This is a genomic window from Maricaulis sp. B-26 (assembly GCF_056857855.1).
The window spans coordinates 34,950-50,314 of record NZ_JBSXNX010000011.1; the positions used below are offsets into that span (position 1 = coordinate 34,950).

Here is a 15,365-nt window from a genome sequence, read left to right on the forward strand (position 1 = left end):
CCGCCAAACTGGCGTGATCCGGGCTGCAGGTGAAGACGTCTATTTCTTCGGCGGCGCTTTCGGGAAGACCAGCGCGGCGCGAAGCCCCGGCCCGTGTCCGCCTGCGACCACACCCGGCCCTTCGCCGAGTTCGAAACGCCCGTTATGGACGTCCACGATCGCCTGGACGAGCGAGAGGCCGAGACCCGAGCCCGGCTGGGTGCGCGAGTTGTCGAGCCGCACGAAACGCTGGGTGACCCGCTCGCGGTCCGCATCGGGCACGCCCGGACCGGTATCGGTCACGGAGAACTCCACCTCGCCATCCGCGGTCTCGCGCAGACGCAGCGTCACCGCACCGCCCGAGGGCGTGTACTTGACCGCATTGTCGAGAATATTCGCCAGCGCCTGCGAAAGCAGGCCGCGATCGCCAAGTATGGCGAGGCCGGTCTGGATCTCGCTGTCGAAACTCAACCCTTCATCCTCGCAGACCGGCTCGTAGAGCTCGGCGAGATCCGCCGCGACATCCGCCGGATCGAGTTCGACGATGGAGGTCCGCCCCTCGCCCGATTCGAGCCGGGACAGCGAGAGAATGGAGCTGAAAATGCCCAGGATTTCGTCTGTGTCGGCGACGGCTCGCTCGAGCGCCTGCTCGCGCGCCTCGACATCGCCGTCCTCGCGGAGGGCGTCGTCGAGACGATTGCGCATCCGGGTCAGCGGGGTGCGCAGATCGTGCGCGATGCTGTCGCCGGTCTGGCGCATGCGGATCATCAACGCCTCGACCCGGTCGAGCATGTTGTTGAAATTCTCGGAAAGCTCGTCCAGCTCGTCGCCGGTATAATTGCGCGGTGCACGATGTTTGAGATCGCCGGCCCGGACGCGGCGCGCCACATTGTTGATGCGATCGAGGCGGCGCACGAAACGGCGGCTGATGAAGATGCCGCCCGCAACACCCAGGGCCAGCGCCAGCGCCGACGCCGCCAGGATGGTGTTGAGCATGCGCGAGATGAGGCGGTTTTCCTCATCCACATCGAGACCGACGAAGAGCTGATATCCGGACGGCAGGTCCACGATGCGGCCCCGCGCCATGCGGTCGTCCTTGTCCGTCTCCTCCTCGATATCCCCGGCGGGCGGGCGCCGGTAGATGAACTGGAGACGGCCTTCGCTGTCGGGCTGCTCGTCGGGCAGACCCGAGAGATTGCCGGACAGGCTTCGTCCGGTCGGGTGGACGAGCAGGTAGAGATAATCGGCGCCGCCGCCGACCGTTCGCTGCAGGATGTAGCGGTTTACCGTCGCGATTCCGCCGGCCTCGAACCGGTCGTTCAGCGCCTCGACTTCCTCATTGATGGAGGCGTCGGCACGGCGCAGCACCATGCCGGCCGAAGCGGCATAGACGAAGCCGAGAATGACGAAACTCGACAAGGCGAACAGGCCCGCCGACAGAAGTGTCTGCCGGAAGGCCGTGGTCCGCAGAAATGCCGTCCGGCGCCCCCGCACGCCGGCTTACGCCTGCAGGCGGTAGCCGGCACCGCGCACGGTGTGCAGCAAGGCGCGCGGGAAGGGTTTGTCGATCTTCGAGCGTAGTCGGGAAATATGCACGTCGATGACATTGGTCTGGGGGTCGAAATGATAATCCCAGACCTTTTCGAGCAGCATGGTGCGGGTCACCACCTGGCCGGAATGCTTCATCAGGAATTCCAGCAGGCGGAATTCGCGCGGCTGCAGCAGGATTTCCTCCTCGCCACGAACCACCTTGCGGGCCAGCAGATCCATTTCCAGATCCCCGACCACGAGTTTGGTACGGACGGTTTCCGGATCCCGGCGCCGGGCCAGGGCCTCGACGCGGGCGAGAAGCTCGGCGAACGCATAGGGTTTGACGAGATAATCGTCTCCGCCGGCCTTGAGGCCCTCGACCCGGTCGTCGACCTCGCCGAGCGCGGACAGGATCAGAACCGGGGTACGGTCATCGTCCGCCCGCAGGGTCTCGACCATGGTGAGACCGTCCATGCGCGGCATCATGCGGTCCACGACGAGAACGTCGTATTCCGCTGCCCGGGCCATCTCGAGCCCTTCCTCGCCGTCGGCGGCATGATCGGCGACATGGCCGGATTCGCGCAGGCCCTTGCGGATATAGTTCGCGGCCTCGCGGTCGTCTTCGACAATCAGGATGCGCACCCCGGTTCTCCCTTATTCTTCTTCGCTGATCTGCAGGGCGACATAGCGTTGACCGCCACGCCCCTCGACCAGGAGCAGGATGGCGCTGCGGCCATCGCTGCGAGCGTCCTCGATCACGGCGCCGAATTCGTCGGGCGTCGCCACTTCATTGCCGCCGGCTTCCAGAATGACGTCACCGGCGACGAGACCCTTGCGGGCCGCCTCGCTGCCCGGATCGATCCCGTCCACGACAAGACCGCTGACGGAGGCGCCGAGATCGCGGGCTTCGCGCGATTCTTCGTCCAGCGGGGTCAGGCGCATGCCGAACCAGCTGACTACCGGCGCGTCCTCGCCACGGGCCGGCATCTGGTTGAGTTCCTCGTCGGAGGGACGTTCGCCCATGGTGACGCGGAGGTTTCGCTCGCGGCCGTCGCGAAGGACGCGGAAGCGGGCCTGCTCACCGACGGCGATATTGCCGACGCGGCGGGTCAGATCACGCGCGTCCTCGACAGCCTCGCCGTCGATTTCCAGCACCACGTCCTGGCGCTCGAAACCCGCCTCGTCGGCCGGACCGCCGGAGACGATGGAGCTGATGATCGCGCCGGTCGGCTCTTCGAGGCCGAGCGCCTCGCCGATATCCTCGGTCACGTTCTGAATGGATACGCCCAGCCATCCGCGCGCAACGCGGCCGTCGTCGAGCAGGTCGTCGACGATCCGCGCAGCGACGTCGGAGGGGATGGCGAAGCCGATACCGACATTACCGCCGGTCGGCGAGAAGATCTGTGAATTCACCCCGATCACATTGCCGTTGAGGTCAAAGGTCGGACCGCCCGAATTGCCGCGGTTGATCGGCGCATCGACCTGGATGAAATCATTATAGGTGGAGTTGCCGATCGGGCGGCCGATCGCGGAAATGATACCCGCCGTCGCCGTGCCGCCGAGACCGAAGGGATTGCCCACTGCGACCACCCAGTCGCCGACGCGATAGTGCGGGTTCTCTTCCAGCGTCACGAAGGGGAATTCGATATCCTCGTCGACCTTGAGCAGAGCGAGATCGGTCTGCGGGTCGAGACCCACGATCCGCGCCGGATAGCTCTCGCCGTCGGCAGTGCCGATGGTAATCTCGTCGGCATCGGCCACGACGTGATTATTGGTGACGATATAGCCCTCGGCCGAAATGAAGAAGCCGGAGCCCAGAGACTGGCGCGGCATGATCGGCTGATCCGGGCGGCCGCCGAACTGGCGCTCGAGCCATTCACGGAACTGAGGCGGCAGGCCTTCCATGTCCGGGCCAAGCTCGGACACGTCCGGGGTGCCGCTTGCCTGAATCGTGACGACAGCCGGGCTGACGCTTTCGATCAGGTCGGCGAAGGACATCGGCGCGCCGGCCGGCACGGCCGAAGCGAAAGGCGGCTGCTGAGCCTGCGCGGTCGAGTCGATATGCTGGACAAGACTTCCCCCCACCACGACGGAGAGAGCGAGAAGCGAAACACCGCCGAGACGACGCATGCGATCAACTGACATCATGAGATTGCACGACCTTTCTACTGCGAACTGGGGTCAAACCTGGGATGCGGCACTTATCCGCCGCGTGACTTCAACATTACAATAACATTACAAACGGTAATTTGTCCGTCATGTTGGATTGACGCGCCTCAATCGGGCTCTGCGAGGCGGGTCCGCACGACGACGGGATTGTGCAGCGTGCGGTGCACCGGGCATTTGTCGGCGATCTCCAGCAGGCGCTCCCGCTGGCTCTCGTCGAGCTCGCCCTCGATCTCGATTTCGCGCTCGATAATGTCGACCTGCCTTTCCTGACCGTCGACGCAATCGCGGCAATCCTCAGCATGTCCCTTGGCGTGGTCCAGCGTCACCGAGACCCGGTCCAGCGGCCATTCCTTGCGCTCGGCATACATGCGAAGCGTCATCGAGGTGCAGGCGCCGAGTCCGGCCAGCAGGTACTGGTAGGGCGACGGACCGCTGTCATCGCCGCCCACGCTCGCCGGCTCGTCGGCCAGCGCCACATGATCGCCGGTCACGACATGATTCTGATAGCGACCCTGCCCCGTCTCCGCGACGAGAACGCGATCGCCGGCCGGCGCTTTCGGCACGTCGGACATGTCGTCCCCGGTCACGTATCGTCCCGCCCAGGCGGCGATCATGTCGGCAATATAACGCGCATCGCCATGATCGGTCAGGAGGTGGTCCGCCCGGTCCAGACTGACGAATGATTTCGGGTGTTTGGCGGCGACGAAGAGACGGGTGGCATTCTCGATGCCGACGGTTTCGTCGATCGGCGAATGCGCGACCAGGAGCGGACGCTTGAGCCCGGCCGCCGCGTCTTCGAGCGAATGGCCCTTCAGATCGTCGAGGAATTGCTTCTTGATGGTGAAGGGCCGTCCCGCAAGCTGTACATCGGCGAGCCCCTTGCGCTCGATCGCTTCGACATCGCCTGAGAACTCATTGATCACATGCTCGGCATCCGCCGGTGCCGCGATCGTCGCGACGGCGCGGACTGAATCGAGTTCCTGCGCGGCGGCGATCACTGCCGCGCCGCCGAGACTGTGCCCGACCAGCAGGGCCGGTGCACAGTAGTCATCCCCGAGAAACCGCGCGGCCGCGACGAGGTCCTGGATGTTGGAGGAGAAGTTCGTGTTTGCGAAATCGCCGTCCGAATGCCCCAGCCCGGTAAAATCGAAGCGCAACACCGCAAAGCCCAGCTCGGCCAGACGGCGGGAGATGCGGGTGGCCGCGAATATATCCTTGGAGCAAGAGAAGCAGTGCGCGAACAGTGCGAAGGCGCGCGGCCGGCCGGACGGCAGTTCCAGCCGCGCCGCCAGAGTATCGCCCTGGGATCCCGTGAATTCGATGCGCTCTGATTGAGCCATGTCTCGCCTCCGTCGCTTCCCACAGAGGTAATGGCTCAGGCCGGCACGTCAAAGGCGCAATCGATGACAATCGCGTCAGACGGTAGCGTCAGACAGGCGGCTTATTCGGGCGCTTCGCCCTCGCCCTGCCAGACGCCGGCTTCGCGCAGGGCCTCGGCGACCTCCGGGGGCATATAGGTCTCGTCATGCTTGGCGAGCACCTTGTCGGCCACGAGGACGCCGTCAGTGTCGAAACGCCCCTCGACGATGACGCCCTGCCCCTCGCGGAACAGGTCCGGCAGGATGCCGGCATAGGTGACCGTAACGTCCGAAGCCCGGTCGGTGACGACGAATTGAACGCCCTGGGTTTCCGCTTCCGTCACCGTTTCCTCTTTCACGAGGCCGCCGACCCGGACTCGATCCTCCGTGCCCGGATGCGCCGCCGCGACTTCGCTGGGCGAGTAGAAGAAGACGATCCCGCTGCGCATGGCGGTCAGACCGAGCGCGACCGCGGCGACGAGAACGACAGCGGCCGCACCGATGGTGATCAGGCGCCGGTTACGATGACGCATCGAACGTCTCCTGTCTGCGGAATACGAGAGCGAGATTATTGGCGGGCATGTCCCGCCGTTCGGCAAGCGCGAAGCCCGCCCGCTCGAACAGTCCCACCACATCGCTTAGCGCGCGCACGCCCCAGGACGGGTTTCGGGCCTGAAGATTGCGGTCGAATTCCAGGTTCGACGGCGCAGTCTGGCGGCCCTCCTGATAGGGTCCGTAAAGGACGACGCAGCCGGTGCCGGTCACGAGCCGCCCCGCCCCGTCGGCCAGCCCCTCGGCGGCTCGCCAGGGCGCGATATGGATGACATTGATGCAGACCAACGCATCGACCGTGTCGAAGGCCTCGGCCCAACCGTCCTCGGTCAGGTCGATCGCGACCGGCGCGGCGATCCGTCCGGGACATTCCGAGGCCCAGGCCGCCTGGCTGACGCGCGAGGCTTCGTCCAGATCGCTCGGCTGCCACCGAATGTCCGGACGCGCCTTGCACGCTGCCACGGCATGCTCACCGGTACCGGAGCCGATCTCGAGAACACGGGCGTTTTCGGCCAGTACATCGGACAGCACCGCCGCTATCGGGGCCTGGTTGCGCGCCGCGCTGGGCGAGTACAGACGCGCACCCGCCTGATCGCGGTCTTCCATCGCTGTCGTCGGTGTCGGTGTTTCACTCATGGCGCCGAGTTAGTCCGGGAGCATCCGGGGTGCAAGTCGCAGCGACCGGTCGTGACGCTATGCCGCGGCGGCTGCCGAGCCACGACGGCGCAGCAGATCCGCGAGGTCACTCCGGTTCGCGGCTTCCATCAGGCGGGCCGTGATCTCGAGACCTTCCTGGGCTGCCGTCCGGTTCTGTCCCTCGCTGCTGGCGACGAGATCGACCAGCATCGCGCCGGCTTCCTCGAGTCGTTTTTCCATCTGGTCGGCCGTCCGCTTCTGCGTGCTCGCAATGGCCGCCGCTGTCGCATGCTTGCGGCTCTGGGCCATGAAGAAGAGCAGCCCTTCCGCCTTGTCGATCGCCGCTTCGCTGGGCAATTGCGCCGGGATGATCCGGCCGCTGCGGCCGCGCCGCGGCTCAGGCAGACCGGCATCGAGCGCGAGCGATACCTTGTTGAATATCTTCTCGGCATTGGTCGACGCCTCGGCGCGCAGACCGAACAGTGAGCGCCCCCAGCGCCCGTCCTTGCGGATGCCGAATTCCGTGGTCATACCGGTCGAATAAGCAACGAAACGGTCGAAGGTCTCGAAGCAGACGCGCGCCTCTTCCATGGTCTGCGGCGGCTGTTTCAGCCTCGCGGCGTAATAGCCGGCATCGCCGAGTACCGCATCGCCGACGGCGGCGACTTCGGTCTTCGACACGACGAGATCGTCCTCGCGATTGCCGATCTTCGCTACGACGCGGAAGATCTGCCAGGGATATTCCAGCCGGCCCATGGTCAGCAGCAAGACCCAGACCGCCGCATCCGGATGCTCCTTGACGAGCTCCTCATGCGTATTCTTGAGCTGGTAGCAGAGATCCTCGTCGAGATCCTCGATCACGGGGGGAATTTCCGCCATGGCCTCGTCGATTTCCTCGGACGCGCCGAGCAGGACCATGGCATCGTGGAGCATCGCCTTGCCCTCATTGCCGAACCGCTTCATCAGCGCGGTCATGTCCTTGGGCACGCGCTCGGCATTCACCAGGGCGACGCGCAAGGCTTCCGCAGCCTCGCGACGGAATTCATACCAGATCGGATCGCTGTCGGGTTTCTTGCACTTCTTCGCGCGCTCCACGAGATCCTGCGCGATGCGCCGGCCCAGCCAGCCCCAGATCTTGCTGACGTCTTCCGGTGTGAAACGGAAGCGCGAGGGTGGAACAGTGTCGCGCTCGGCAACCAGCGGGCGCAGCGGAGCGAGCAGATAGGGCTTCGCCAGGTCGCCGGCCGCGGTGCGGGTGCTTTCCTCGAGTTCGGTGATGATACCCACAAGCTTGCCCGCCGCCGGGTCGTCAGCCGGCATTGCGCGCGCGGTCGCCATCAGCGAATTCCGCGTCGTGGCAGGCATGCTTCGCCAGAGCGCTTCGAGCTTCGCGCGTTGATTGGGCGTCAGTTTGGCCATTCGCCTTTAAAAACCGATACTCGTTGTTACGCAAATATTGAACGAGTTCGGTTAAGAAGCCTTTATCGGCTAGTTGCCGGCAAGCGAATACGTGCAGCCAGACCGCCCAGGTCTGACGATGTCAGGGTCAACTCTCCGTCATAGGCCTTCGCGAGGTCTGCGACGATCGCCAGGCCGAGACCGGAACCGGGCGCCTGTTCGTCAAGTCGGACGCCGCGCTGCAGAGCGGCCTCGCGGCCTGCGGCATCGAGCCCGGTACCATCGTCCTCTATACGGATTTCCAGCTCTCGCGGACCTGACCGGACGGCCGTCACGCGCACGGAAGAGACCGCCCATTTGCAGGCATTGTCCATAAGATTGCCGACCATCTCTTCTAGATCCTGACGCTCCCCCTTGAAGTTGAGGAAACTTTCGACTTCAGCGGAAATCGCAAGACCTTTTGAGGCGTTGATTTTTTCCAGCGTTCGCGCAAGGTCATTGACCGTATCCTCAACCGGCGAGCGGGCGCCGATCGCCTTGGCGTGCGCCGCTGCCCGGGCGCGTCGCAAATGGTGTTCGACCTGCTCCGCCATGACGCCGGTCTGGCGTTCGACCAGATCGGCCAGTTCGCCGTCGGAAGTGCGCGCTTCATTGGTCAGCACGGCGATCGGCGTCTTCAGCGCATGCGCCAGATTGCCGACATGCGTGCGCGAGCGCTCCACCAGTTCGCGCGAGTGATTGAGCATGGCGTTGAGCTCGTCGGCGAGCGGCTGCAATTCGGTCGGGTACTGCCCGTCCACCCGCTCGGCCTGCCCTTCGCGCACCTCTGCGACGCTGTTGCGCATGCGGATGACCGGCGCCAGGCCGATCCGGACCTGGAAGAAGACGCCGGCGGCGATCAACGCGGCGAAAGTCAGGAACATGAGCAGGGACGTGATGCCGAAATTGCGCACCTCGCGATCAGCGGGGCGCCGGTCCTCGGCAGCAAGAATGAAGATGAGTCCTGGACGCCCTGAGAGCTGCACGGCCTGCGCGGTCAGGCGCAGCGGTTCGCCGTCCGGCCCCTTGGCGTCGATCGTCACCACCTCGCCCGGCGAGGCGCGCAGCGTGTCGAAAAGCGAACTCTGCGGCACCAGCGCCTCGTCCCACATGGATCGGGAGGCGGCCAGAACCTCGCCGACAGCGCCGTCGACGCTGTCGTCGACGATCTGCCAGTAGCGGCCGGAGAAAACCAGTCCATAGGCCGGGTCGGTGGGCCGGCGCGACAGCGTGACACTGCTGTCATCATTGGTCTCGACGGCAGCAACGAGCGCGCTCACCACGCTGCCCAGCCTGTCGTCCAGCGTTCGCAGAATGGAGCGCTGGTAGAGCGTGGTAAGCGCGATCGCGCCCACCAGCAGCAGGACCAGCGCCCAGGCTGCCGCGCCGGCAAAAAGCCGGAATGCCAGGGAGAAGCTGCGCTTCACGACACCGCGCGGACGACCGGATCGACCAGGCGGTAGCCGAGGCCGCGCACGGTCTCGATCCGGTCCTGTCCGATCTTCTTGCGCAGGCGCCCCACGAAGACCTCGATCGTATTGCTGTCTCGGTCGAAATCCTGGTCATAGATATGCTCGACCAGCTCGGTCCGGGAGATCACACGATCCTGATGGTGGGCGAGATAGCTCAGCATCCGGAATTCATGCGAGGTCACCTTGACCGGGGCGCCGTCGATAAAGACCCGTGCACCGCGCGTATCGATCGACAGGTCGCCGCATTCGATGGTCGAGGTCGTGTGACCGGCCGCGCGGCGGGTCAGCGCGCGCAGGCGTGCCAGCAATTCCTCGGTGTGAAATGGCTTGGTGAGATAGTCGTCGGCGCCGGCATCGAAGCCCGCCACCTTCTCGCTCCAGCGGTCGCGCGCGGTCAGGATCAGGACCGGGAAGTCCCGGCCGTCCTGGCGCCAGCGCTCGAGCACCGTCACGCCGTCCATCTTGGGCAGGCCGAGATCCAGCACGACGACGTCATAGGGCTCGGTATCGCCCATGAAATGACCTTCCTCGCCGTCCAGAGCGGTATCGATGGCATAGCCGGAATCTTCCAGGGCCCGGCACAGCTGCCGGTTCAGGTCCGGGTCGTCCTCGATCACCAGTGCACGCATCTCGTTTCCCCTATCGTTCGTACAGTATCCGGCCGGTCCGGGCATCGACAACAACGTCGAGGCGCCGTCCGTCGCGGGTCAGCACACGGATCACGTATCGCGGATTGTTTCCGCCTTCGAGCTCGGCATCGAGGATGTCCGCACTCGGATAGCGCTGGCGCACGATGGAGATCGCCCTCAAGGCCGGGATGACATCTCCCTGCTCACGCATCGTCCGGGCTTCGCCGGCCGTGTAGCGATCACGCTGCAATGCGGCCGCACCGCCGCTCTTCTGAGCTTCGGCCACCGCCGGCAGCGCGAGGGAGCCGATCGCTCCGAGAAGTATGACCCAATGTCTCAACATGACGCTCACACTGGCGGGCTCCCCCTGAACCCGCGCTGAACAGGATACTACCAAATCGTTCAGGTCACGAACCGAGGCCCTTGCGCGGATCGTATCCTTCCGGCGGCGACCAGGTCTCGAGGAAATCCTTCAATGCCTCGTCGCTGGCCGGCAGGGTCACCATAAGACGGATCAGCTGGTCGCCCCGCTTGCCCTTGCCCGTTGCAAATCCCTTGCCGCGCAGCCGCAGCAGCGTGCCGCTGCTCGAGCCCGGCGGGACCCGCACATCGACCGGCCCGTCAATGGTCGGCACGCGCACCTTCGCGCCCAGAGCGGCTTCCTTGACGCTGATCGGCAGTTCGAGGCGCACATCATTGCCGTCGCGTGAGAAATACTTGTGTTCGGCGACACGGATCTCGATCAGGGCGTCACCGGCCTGTGCGCCACCCGGTGCCGCTTCGCCCTGCCCGCGCAGGCGCAGGACCTGGCCATCCGACGCCCCGGCAGGCACGGCGACGTCGAGTGTCTTGCTGCCCGGCAGGGTCACGCGATGCTTGCCGCCGACCGCGGCCTGCATGAAGTCCAGCGTCAGCGAATAGCGCACATCGCGCCCCTTGCGCGGACGGGCCTTCGCCTCGCCGCCCATATCGGTGAAGAGATCGGAGAAGATATCGCCGAAATCGTCGAAACCGCGGCCCGAGCGAGTCTGGCGGAAATTGAAAGGGCGGCGTCCGCCGGCCCCGGCACCACCGCCCATACCGCCCATGCCCGGATGAAATCCGGCCCGGACGGCATCGTCGTACTCGGCCCGCTTTTCCGGATCGGAGAGCAGTTTGAACGCCTGCGAAACCTGTTTGAAGCGTTCCTCGGCAGCTGCATTGCCTGGATTGGCGTCCGGGTGCAGCTCCTTGGCCAGCTTGCGATAGGCCTTGCGTATTTCGTCCGCCGAGGCGGTTTTGGAGACGCCGAGCGTCTTGTAGGGATCATCCATGTGCCTGGAAACCAATCCGGTGCGTGGTTCAGGGCATCATGTAAGCGGCTTCGACCCGGTTCGCAAAGGTCAGCTCACAGATCGAAGCTGGCCGTGGCCGCGGCGCCGGCGCCGCGCAGGGCGGAATGCTGAGCCACGCTGACATCCAGCGTGGCAGGCAATGTGCCCCAGGCTCCGATCAGGCTCTCCTCGCCGACCACGAGCGCCGGCCCGTAGGCGTCGAAGGAGACCGGCGCGAGCCCCGTACCGGACAGCGCGATGGTGTAGTGCTCCGCGGCCTCGCCGAGCGGCACCTCCGGCGCGCTCCAGTCATCCCCGCCGATCCGGGTCCGGCGGATCCAGCCGAGGCGCAGCTGGCCGGGTTCCCGTCGCAGGCGGAGATGAACGGGTGCGAGCGGTTCGAGGTGATGCTGACGCGGCGTGGCCATGCGGGTCCGGGCCTGAGGGTCGGTTGCCGCAAGTCCCGCAGCGACGGCCGCGACTTCGATCTCGGCATCGACCTCCCGGTCCTCCACGGGCAGGACGGCAAGGGCGGCATCAAGCAGAACGGCACGGGCTCCGGCCAGCGCACCGTCGGGCCGGGTGCCGTCGAGGCCGCGCAACAGACCGGTCAGCGCCCAGATCTCCGGCGAGACGAGCCCGGCATGGGTAAAGGCGATCACCTCCCAGCGCCCGTCCCCCTGCTCAACGGCCAGCCGGTTGGCCCCATTGAGCACGGTGCGACGCTCCCGGCTCGACAGCGCAGCCCCTGGCAGCCGCACGGTCAGGCGCGCGCCCTCGTCCCAATTAGCCGGCGGTCCGGCCGGAATATCCTCCAGCAGCTGCCCAATGGCGGCCGCGCGCTCGACCCGGCCGCGCAGCGTCCCGTCGACATGAATATCCACTGCGCCCGGCCAGGGCGTGGCTCGCGCGGCAATCAACGGGCCGGCACGCTCGCTCTCGCCCGGGCGCAGGGGCAGGTCGAGCACGGCGAAGCCGGGTCGCGCGGGCGGTGCGAGTGCCGGTGTGTCGACACCCGCCTCTCCCCCCGAGCGCGCAGACCGGCGCGGGTCGGGCGGATGCGCCTCCACAGCGCGCGCCGCCAGTCCGTCCAGAGCGGCCACGCTCCATATCCGGCCGTCCAGCGCGAACCGGTCGCCCGGTTCGAGCGCCAGAGCGGAGGGCGGCAGCACGGTTTCCAGACGCGGCGCCGTGAGATGCGCGGCGGCGAGCCGGCCGGCGCACCAGCGCCGGGCCAGCTCCGCGTCCGCCACGACGGGCAAAGCCTGGGCCAGCGTCTCCACCGTGCCGAAAGCCTCCCGCGCCGAAGCGTGGCCGGTACGGTAGGCGGCCATATCGTCCAGAAAGGCGAGGCTGGCATCGCGCGGCAGATCGAGCGGCGACGGGTCGCGCCTTAGGCGGCTGGCCGCATCCGGCAGCCAGACGGTCTCCGGAACGGAGAAAACCGGCCCCGAACGCCCGGCCGAGACGCTGGTCAGACCGCCTGCGCGTTCGTGAACGGCAATCCCGAGCAGGCTGGCCAGCGGTTCCAGCGCCGACCGTGCGCTCATCGGCCGGTCGACCAGATAACCCGCGACGAGATCGTCCAGCCCACGGGTATCGACGTCCGCCAGATCGCAGGCTGCGCCCAGCTCGGATACGATATCGGCCACCGGGACAAGGCCCGCCCGGCCGTTCAGCCAGTGGCCCAGGCGCCAGTTCTCGCCATCGCCCCAGATGTCGCTGCGTGCGGGAAAGTCCGGAAAGGGGCGGCTGTCGAAAGCCCAGACATGGACCCAGTCCGGCTCCACCATCGGCCCTCCATAGGCGGAGGAGACGGGATTGTTCGTGCCGTCGAGCCAGTGCGAAAGCATGGCTTCGAGATAGCGGCGCTGGACCAGATCGTCGCGCCTTCCGTCCGAATAATGCGGCAGGGCACTGGCCTCGCTTTTCGGATCGACGAAGACATTGGGCTGGTTGGCGCCCTTGTCGACGGCAGGACACCCCACCTCGGTCAGCCAGATCGGCTTGCTTTCGGGCACCCAGGCGGTCGGTTGCGATGCGCGGACGCCGCCCGGACGGTCGTGATGCGGATTGGACCACCAGCCGGCAAGGTCCTTCACGCGCCAGATCCAGTCCTCGCCATAAGCGCCGTCCGCAATCGGCGAGCGGAGCTGGGCGTCGCGGGCGGCCATGTCGGCATAATACCAGTCATACCCCTCACCGCCCGCGACGTTCGAGGCGAGATAGTCGGCATCGCAGGCATTGTCCGCCAACGCCGCATCGAGATGCCCGGACGTGTCGCGCCAGTCGGAGAGCGGGGTGTAGAAGTCGATGGCTACGGCGTCGATCGACGGGTGAGCCCAGAGCGGGTCGAGATGGAAGACCTTTTCACCACCGCCAGGCTGGTGACCGCCATACTCGGTCCAGTCGGCGGCATAGGAGAGCCGCGTTCCGGCCCCGAGCAGGCTGCGCGCCTCGCTCGCCAGGGCGCAAAGCCGGTCGACAGCGGGGTATCCGCCCGCCTCGTCGCGCACCGTCGTCAGGCCGACCATTTCCGAACCGATCAGGAAACCGTCCACGCCACCGGCGGCCTTGGCGAGCGCGGCGCAATGGAGGATGAAACGGTTGAAGCGCCACTCGCCGGGTCCGGCATAACTCACATGTCCGCCCGACACGGCAAAGTCGGCCGCGGCGGCGGTTCCGAAGAAGGCATCGACCTGATCGCCAGCCACCTCACTTCCGTCCACACTGCCCGCCTCGCCCGGCGGGGGCGAGCAGCTGATCCGGCCGCGCCAGGGAAAGCGACCGGGCATGTCCATCAGGATGAAGGGGTAGAGCGTCACGGCAAACCCGCGCGCCTTCAGCGCCGCGATCGCCTCGATCACAGCGTCGTCGGACGGCGTGCCGCCATAGACCGGACGCCCATCCTCGCGGCTGACCAGCCAGGCGGTCGCCCGGTCCGCACCGCCGGCGGTCCAGGTCAGCGGCCGCGTGACCTTGTCGCGATCCTCGACGCCCGGCCGGATCTCGCAGGCGCTGCAATCGAGCGAGGTGCCGAACCAGCACAGGACCAACTGGACGGAGCGGCAGGCCGGCAGGTCGCGCTCGAGATCGTCCAGGGCGGCCTCTATATCGCTGGTGCCTCGGGAGTTGTTGACGTTCTCGGCAGTCTCCTCACCATCCCCGAGGTCGCGCATGACCGGCGTCGTCGCGCAGGCGAACTCGCCCGCACCGGGGATCAGGCTCACACCCCGGACCCGCGTCTCAAGCCGGGCTGCCGTGCCGCGGCGGAAAACTTCGAAAGACAGATTGGGGATACGATGACCGAAGGCATCGAGCGGCCAGTCTTCCAGCACCGCATAGGCCGTGCCCCGGAAGGCCGGAGCGTCCGCGCCCTCGACGGCCTGGATGAGGGCATCGGGCAGCTGGTCCTCGGCCCCGGTATGCACACGTACCGGATAGCGCGACTGGTCCAGCAGGGCGCCATTGGCCCAGATCCGGCCGATCCCGGCGATCTCGCCCTCGCACAGACCGACCGCGAAGGAGATCGAATAGGTATAGTCCGCGCGCGTGGGACCGCCCTTCCCCCCGCCGCTTTCCTCGCGATGCTCGGTATAGCGCGAGGCCCAGATGACCTGACCGGCGATCCGCGCCCGCCCCCACAGGCGCGGCATGGGCGCGCCATCGGTCGAGGTCTGGATCGCCAGTTCTGAAATGCGCGGGCCTTCCCGATGCGGGGCGTAGAGTGCTCCCAGCGCCGCATTCGCCGCACCGCGCGCGAGCGCCGGCACGGCCGAACGCAAGCCGCCGAGAACGGACCGTCCGGCGGTTACGGCAAGCTGGGCCATGTCTTGTCTCCAGTTTCGGTCTCGGGGATTTCGGTCTCGGGAAAGCGGAAGGCCGCCACAAGCCGGCGGCGCCACCAGGGCGCCAGGGCCGTCTCCGCGACGCTGCGCCCCCAATAGGCATGGATGATCCGGTCGGGCGCGGACAGGATGGCGCAATGCTTAGCCGGTCCGGCTAGGTCGGGACGAAAGAGCAGGACATCGCCGGGGCGCGCCGTCTTGCGGTCGATCTCGACGAGATGGCGCAGCGCAGCCTCCATCAGCGTCTCCCGGCCGCAGCTTTCCGCCCAGTCCGGCGTGTAGGCAGGCGGCATTTCGGGCTCGGCCCCGTAAAGCGCACGCCAGACGCCGCGAACGAGACCGAGGCAATCGCAACCGGCACCCCGGCGGCTGGCCTGGTGGAGATAGGGGGTGCCGATCCAGCGGCGCGTTTCGGTGAGCGCCCGGGCGCGCACGGAGGGAG

General features: G+C 66.6%; 13 protein-coding genes. All 13 read right to left on the minus strand.

Annotated features, from left to right (window positions below; genetic code table 11):
• Positions 1-39: 39 nt before the first annotated feature.
• The 13 genes from AC13HB_RS01290 to AC13HB_RS01350 all read right to left on the minus strand — a co-directional run bounded on the left by AC13HB_RS01290 (position 40) and on the right by AC13HB_RS01350 (position 15,357).
• A complete protein-coding gene (locus AC13HB_RS01290) occupies positions 40-1,473 on the minus strand; it encodes a sensor histidine kinase (RefSeq protein ID WP_482947906.1) in 1,434 nt (477 codons plus the stop codon).
• Between the two features lie 6 nt (positions 1,474-1,479).
• A complete protein-coding gene (locus AC13HB_RS01295; RefSeq protein WP_482947907.1) occupies positions 1,480-2,151 on the minus strand; it encodes a response regulator transcription factor in 672 nt (223 codons plus the stop codon).
• Between the two features lie 12 nt (positions 2,152-2,163).
• On the minus strand, positions 2,164-3,657 hold the full coding sequence (locus AC13HB_RS01300; protein WP_482947908.1) for a Do family serine endopeptidase: 1,494 nt from the start codon (positions 3,655-3,657) through the stop codon (positions 2,164-2,166).
• Between the two features lie 128 nt (positions 3,658-3,785).
• The gene (locus tag AC13HB_RS01305) at positions 3,786-5,018 is read right to left on the minus strand and encodes a bifunctional alpha/beta hydrolase/OsmC family protein (RefSeq protein WP_482947909.1); all 1,233 of its coding nucleotides are present in this window, start codon (positions 5,016-5,018) and stop codon (positions 3,786-3,788) included.
• 101 nt (positions 5,019-5,119) lie between these two features.
• Positions 5,120-5,569 carry a cytochrome c maturation protein CcmE gene (gene ccmE / locus AC13HB_RS01310; protein WP_482947910.1) on the minus strand — a complete coding sequence of 150 codons (450 nt, stop codon included), beginning with the start codon at positions 5,567-5,569 and terminating at the stop codon, positions 5,120-5,122.
• The gene (locus AC13HB_RS01315; protein ID WP_482947911.1) at positions 5,556-6,224 is read right to left on the minus strand and encodes a DUF938 domain-containing protein; all 669 of its coding nucleotides are present in this window, start codon (positions 6,222-6,224) and stop codon (positions 5,556-5,558) included. The genes ccmE and AC13HB_RS01315 overlap by 14 nt, the downstream gene beginning before the upstream one ends.
• Before the next feature lie 57 nt (positions 6,225-6,281).
• Entirely contained in the window at positions 6,282-7,643 is a 1,362-nt protein-coding gene (locus AC13HB_RS01320; RefSeq protein WP_482947912.1) for a hypothetical protein, read from the minus strand.
• A 62-nt stretch (positions 7,644-7,705) separates the two neighbouring features.
• Positions 7,706-9,088: a sensor histidine kinase gene (locus AC13HB_RS01325; protein ID WP_482947913.1), complete on the minus strand. Its 1,383-nt coding sequence runs from the start codon at positions 9,086-9,088 to the stop codon at positions 7,706-7,708.
• On the minus strand, positions 9,085-9,762 hold the full coding sequence (locus AC13HB_RS01330) for a response regulator transcription factor (RefSeq protein ID WP_482947914.1): 678 nt from the start codon (positions 9,760-9,762) through the stop codon (positions 9,085-9,087). Before AC13HB_RS01330 ends, AC13HB_RS01325 begins: the two co-directional genes overlap by 4 nt.
• Before the next feature lie 10 nt (positions 9,763-9,772).
• A complete protein-coding gene (locus AC13HB_RS01335; RefSeq protein WP_482947915.1) occupies positions 9,773-10,105 on the minus strand; it encodes a PepSY domain-containing protein in 333 nt (110 codons plus the stop codon).
• A 64-nt stretch (positions 10,106-10,169) separates the two neighbouring features.
• Positions 10,170-11,075: a DnaJ C-terminal domain-containing protein gene (locus AC13HB_RS01340; RefSeq protein WP_482947916.1), complete on the minus strand. Its 906-nt coding sequence runs from the start codon at positions 11,073-11,075 to the stop codon at positions 10,170-10,172.
• Between the two features lie 74 nt (positions 11,076-11,149).
• On the minus strand, positions 11,150-14,905 hold the full coding sequence (locus tag AC13HB_RS01345; protein ID WP_482947917.1) for a baseplate multidomain protein megatron: 3,756 nt from the start codon (positions 14,903-14,905) through the stop codon (positions 11,150-11,152).
• Positions 14,887-15,357, minus strand: coding sequence for an NlpC/P60 family protein (locus AC13HB_RS01350; RefSeq protein ID WP_482947918.1), 471 nt, complete (start codon positions 15,355-15,357; stop codon positions 14,887-14,889). The genes AC13HB_RS01345 and AC13HB_RS01350 overlap by 19 nt, the downstream gene beginning before the upstream one ends.
• Positions 15,358-15,365 lie beyond the last annotated feature (8 nt).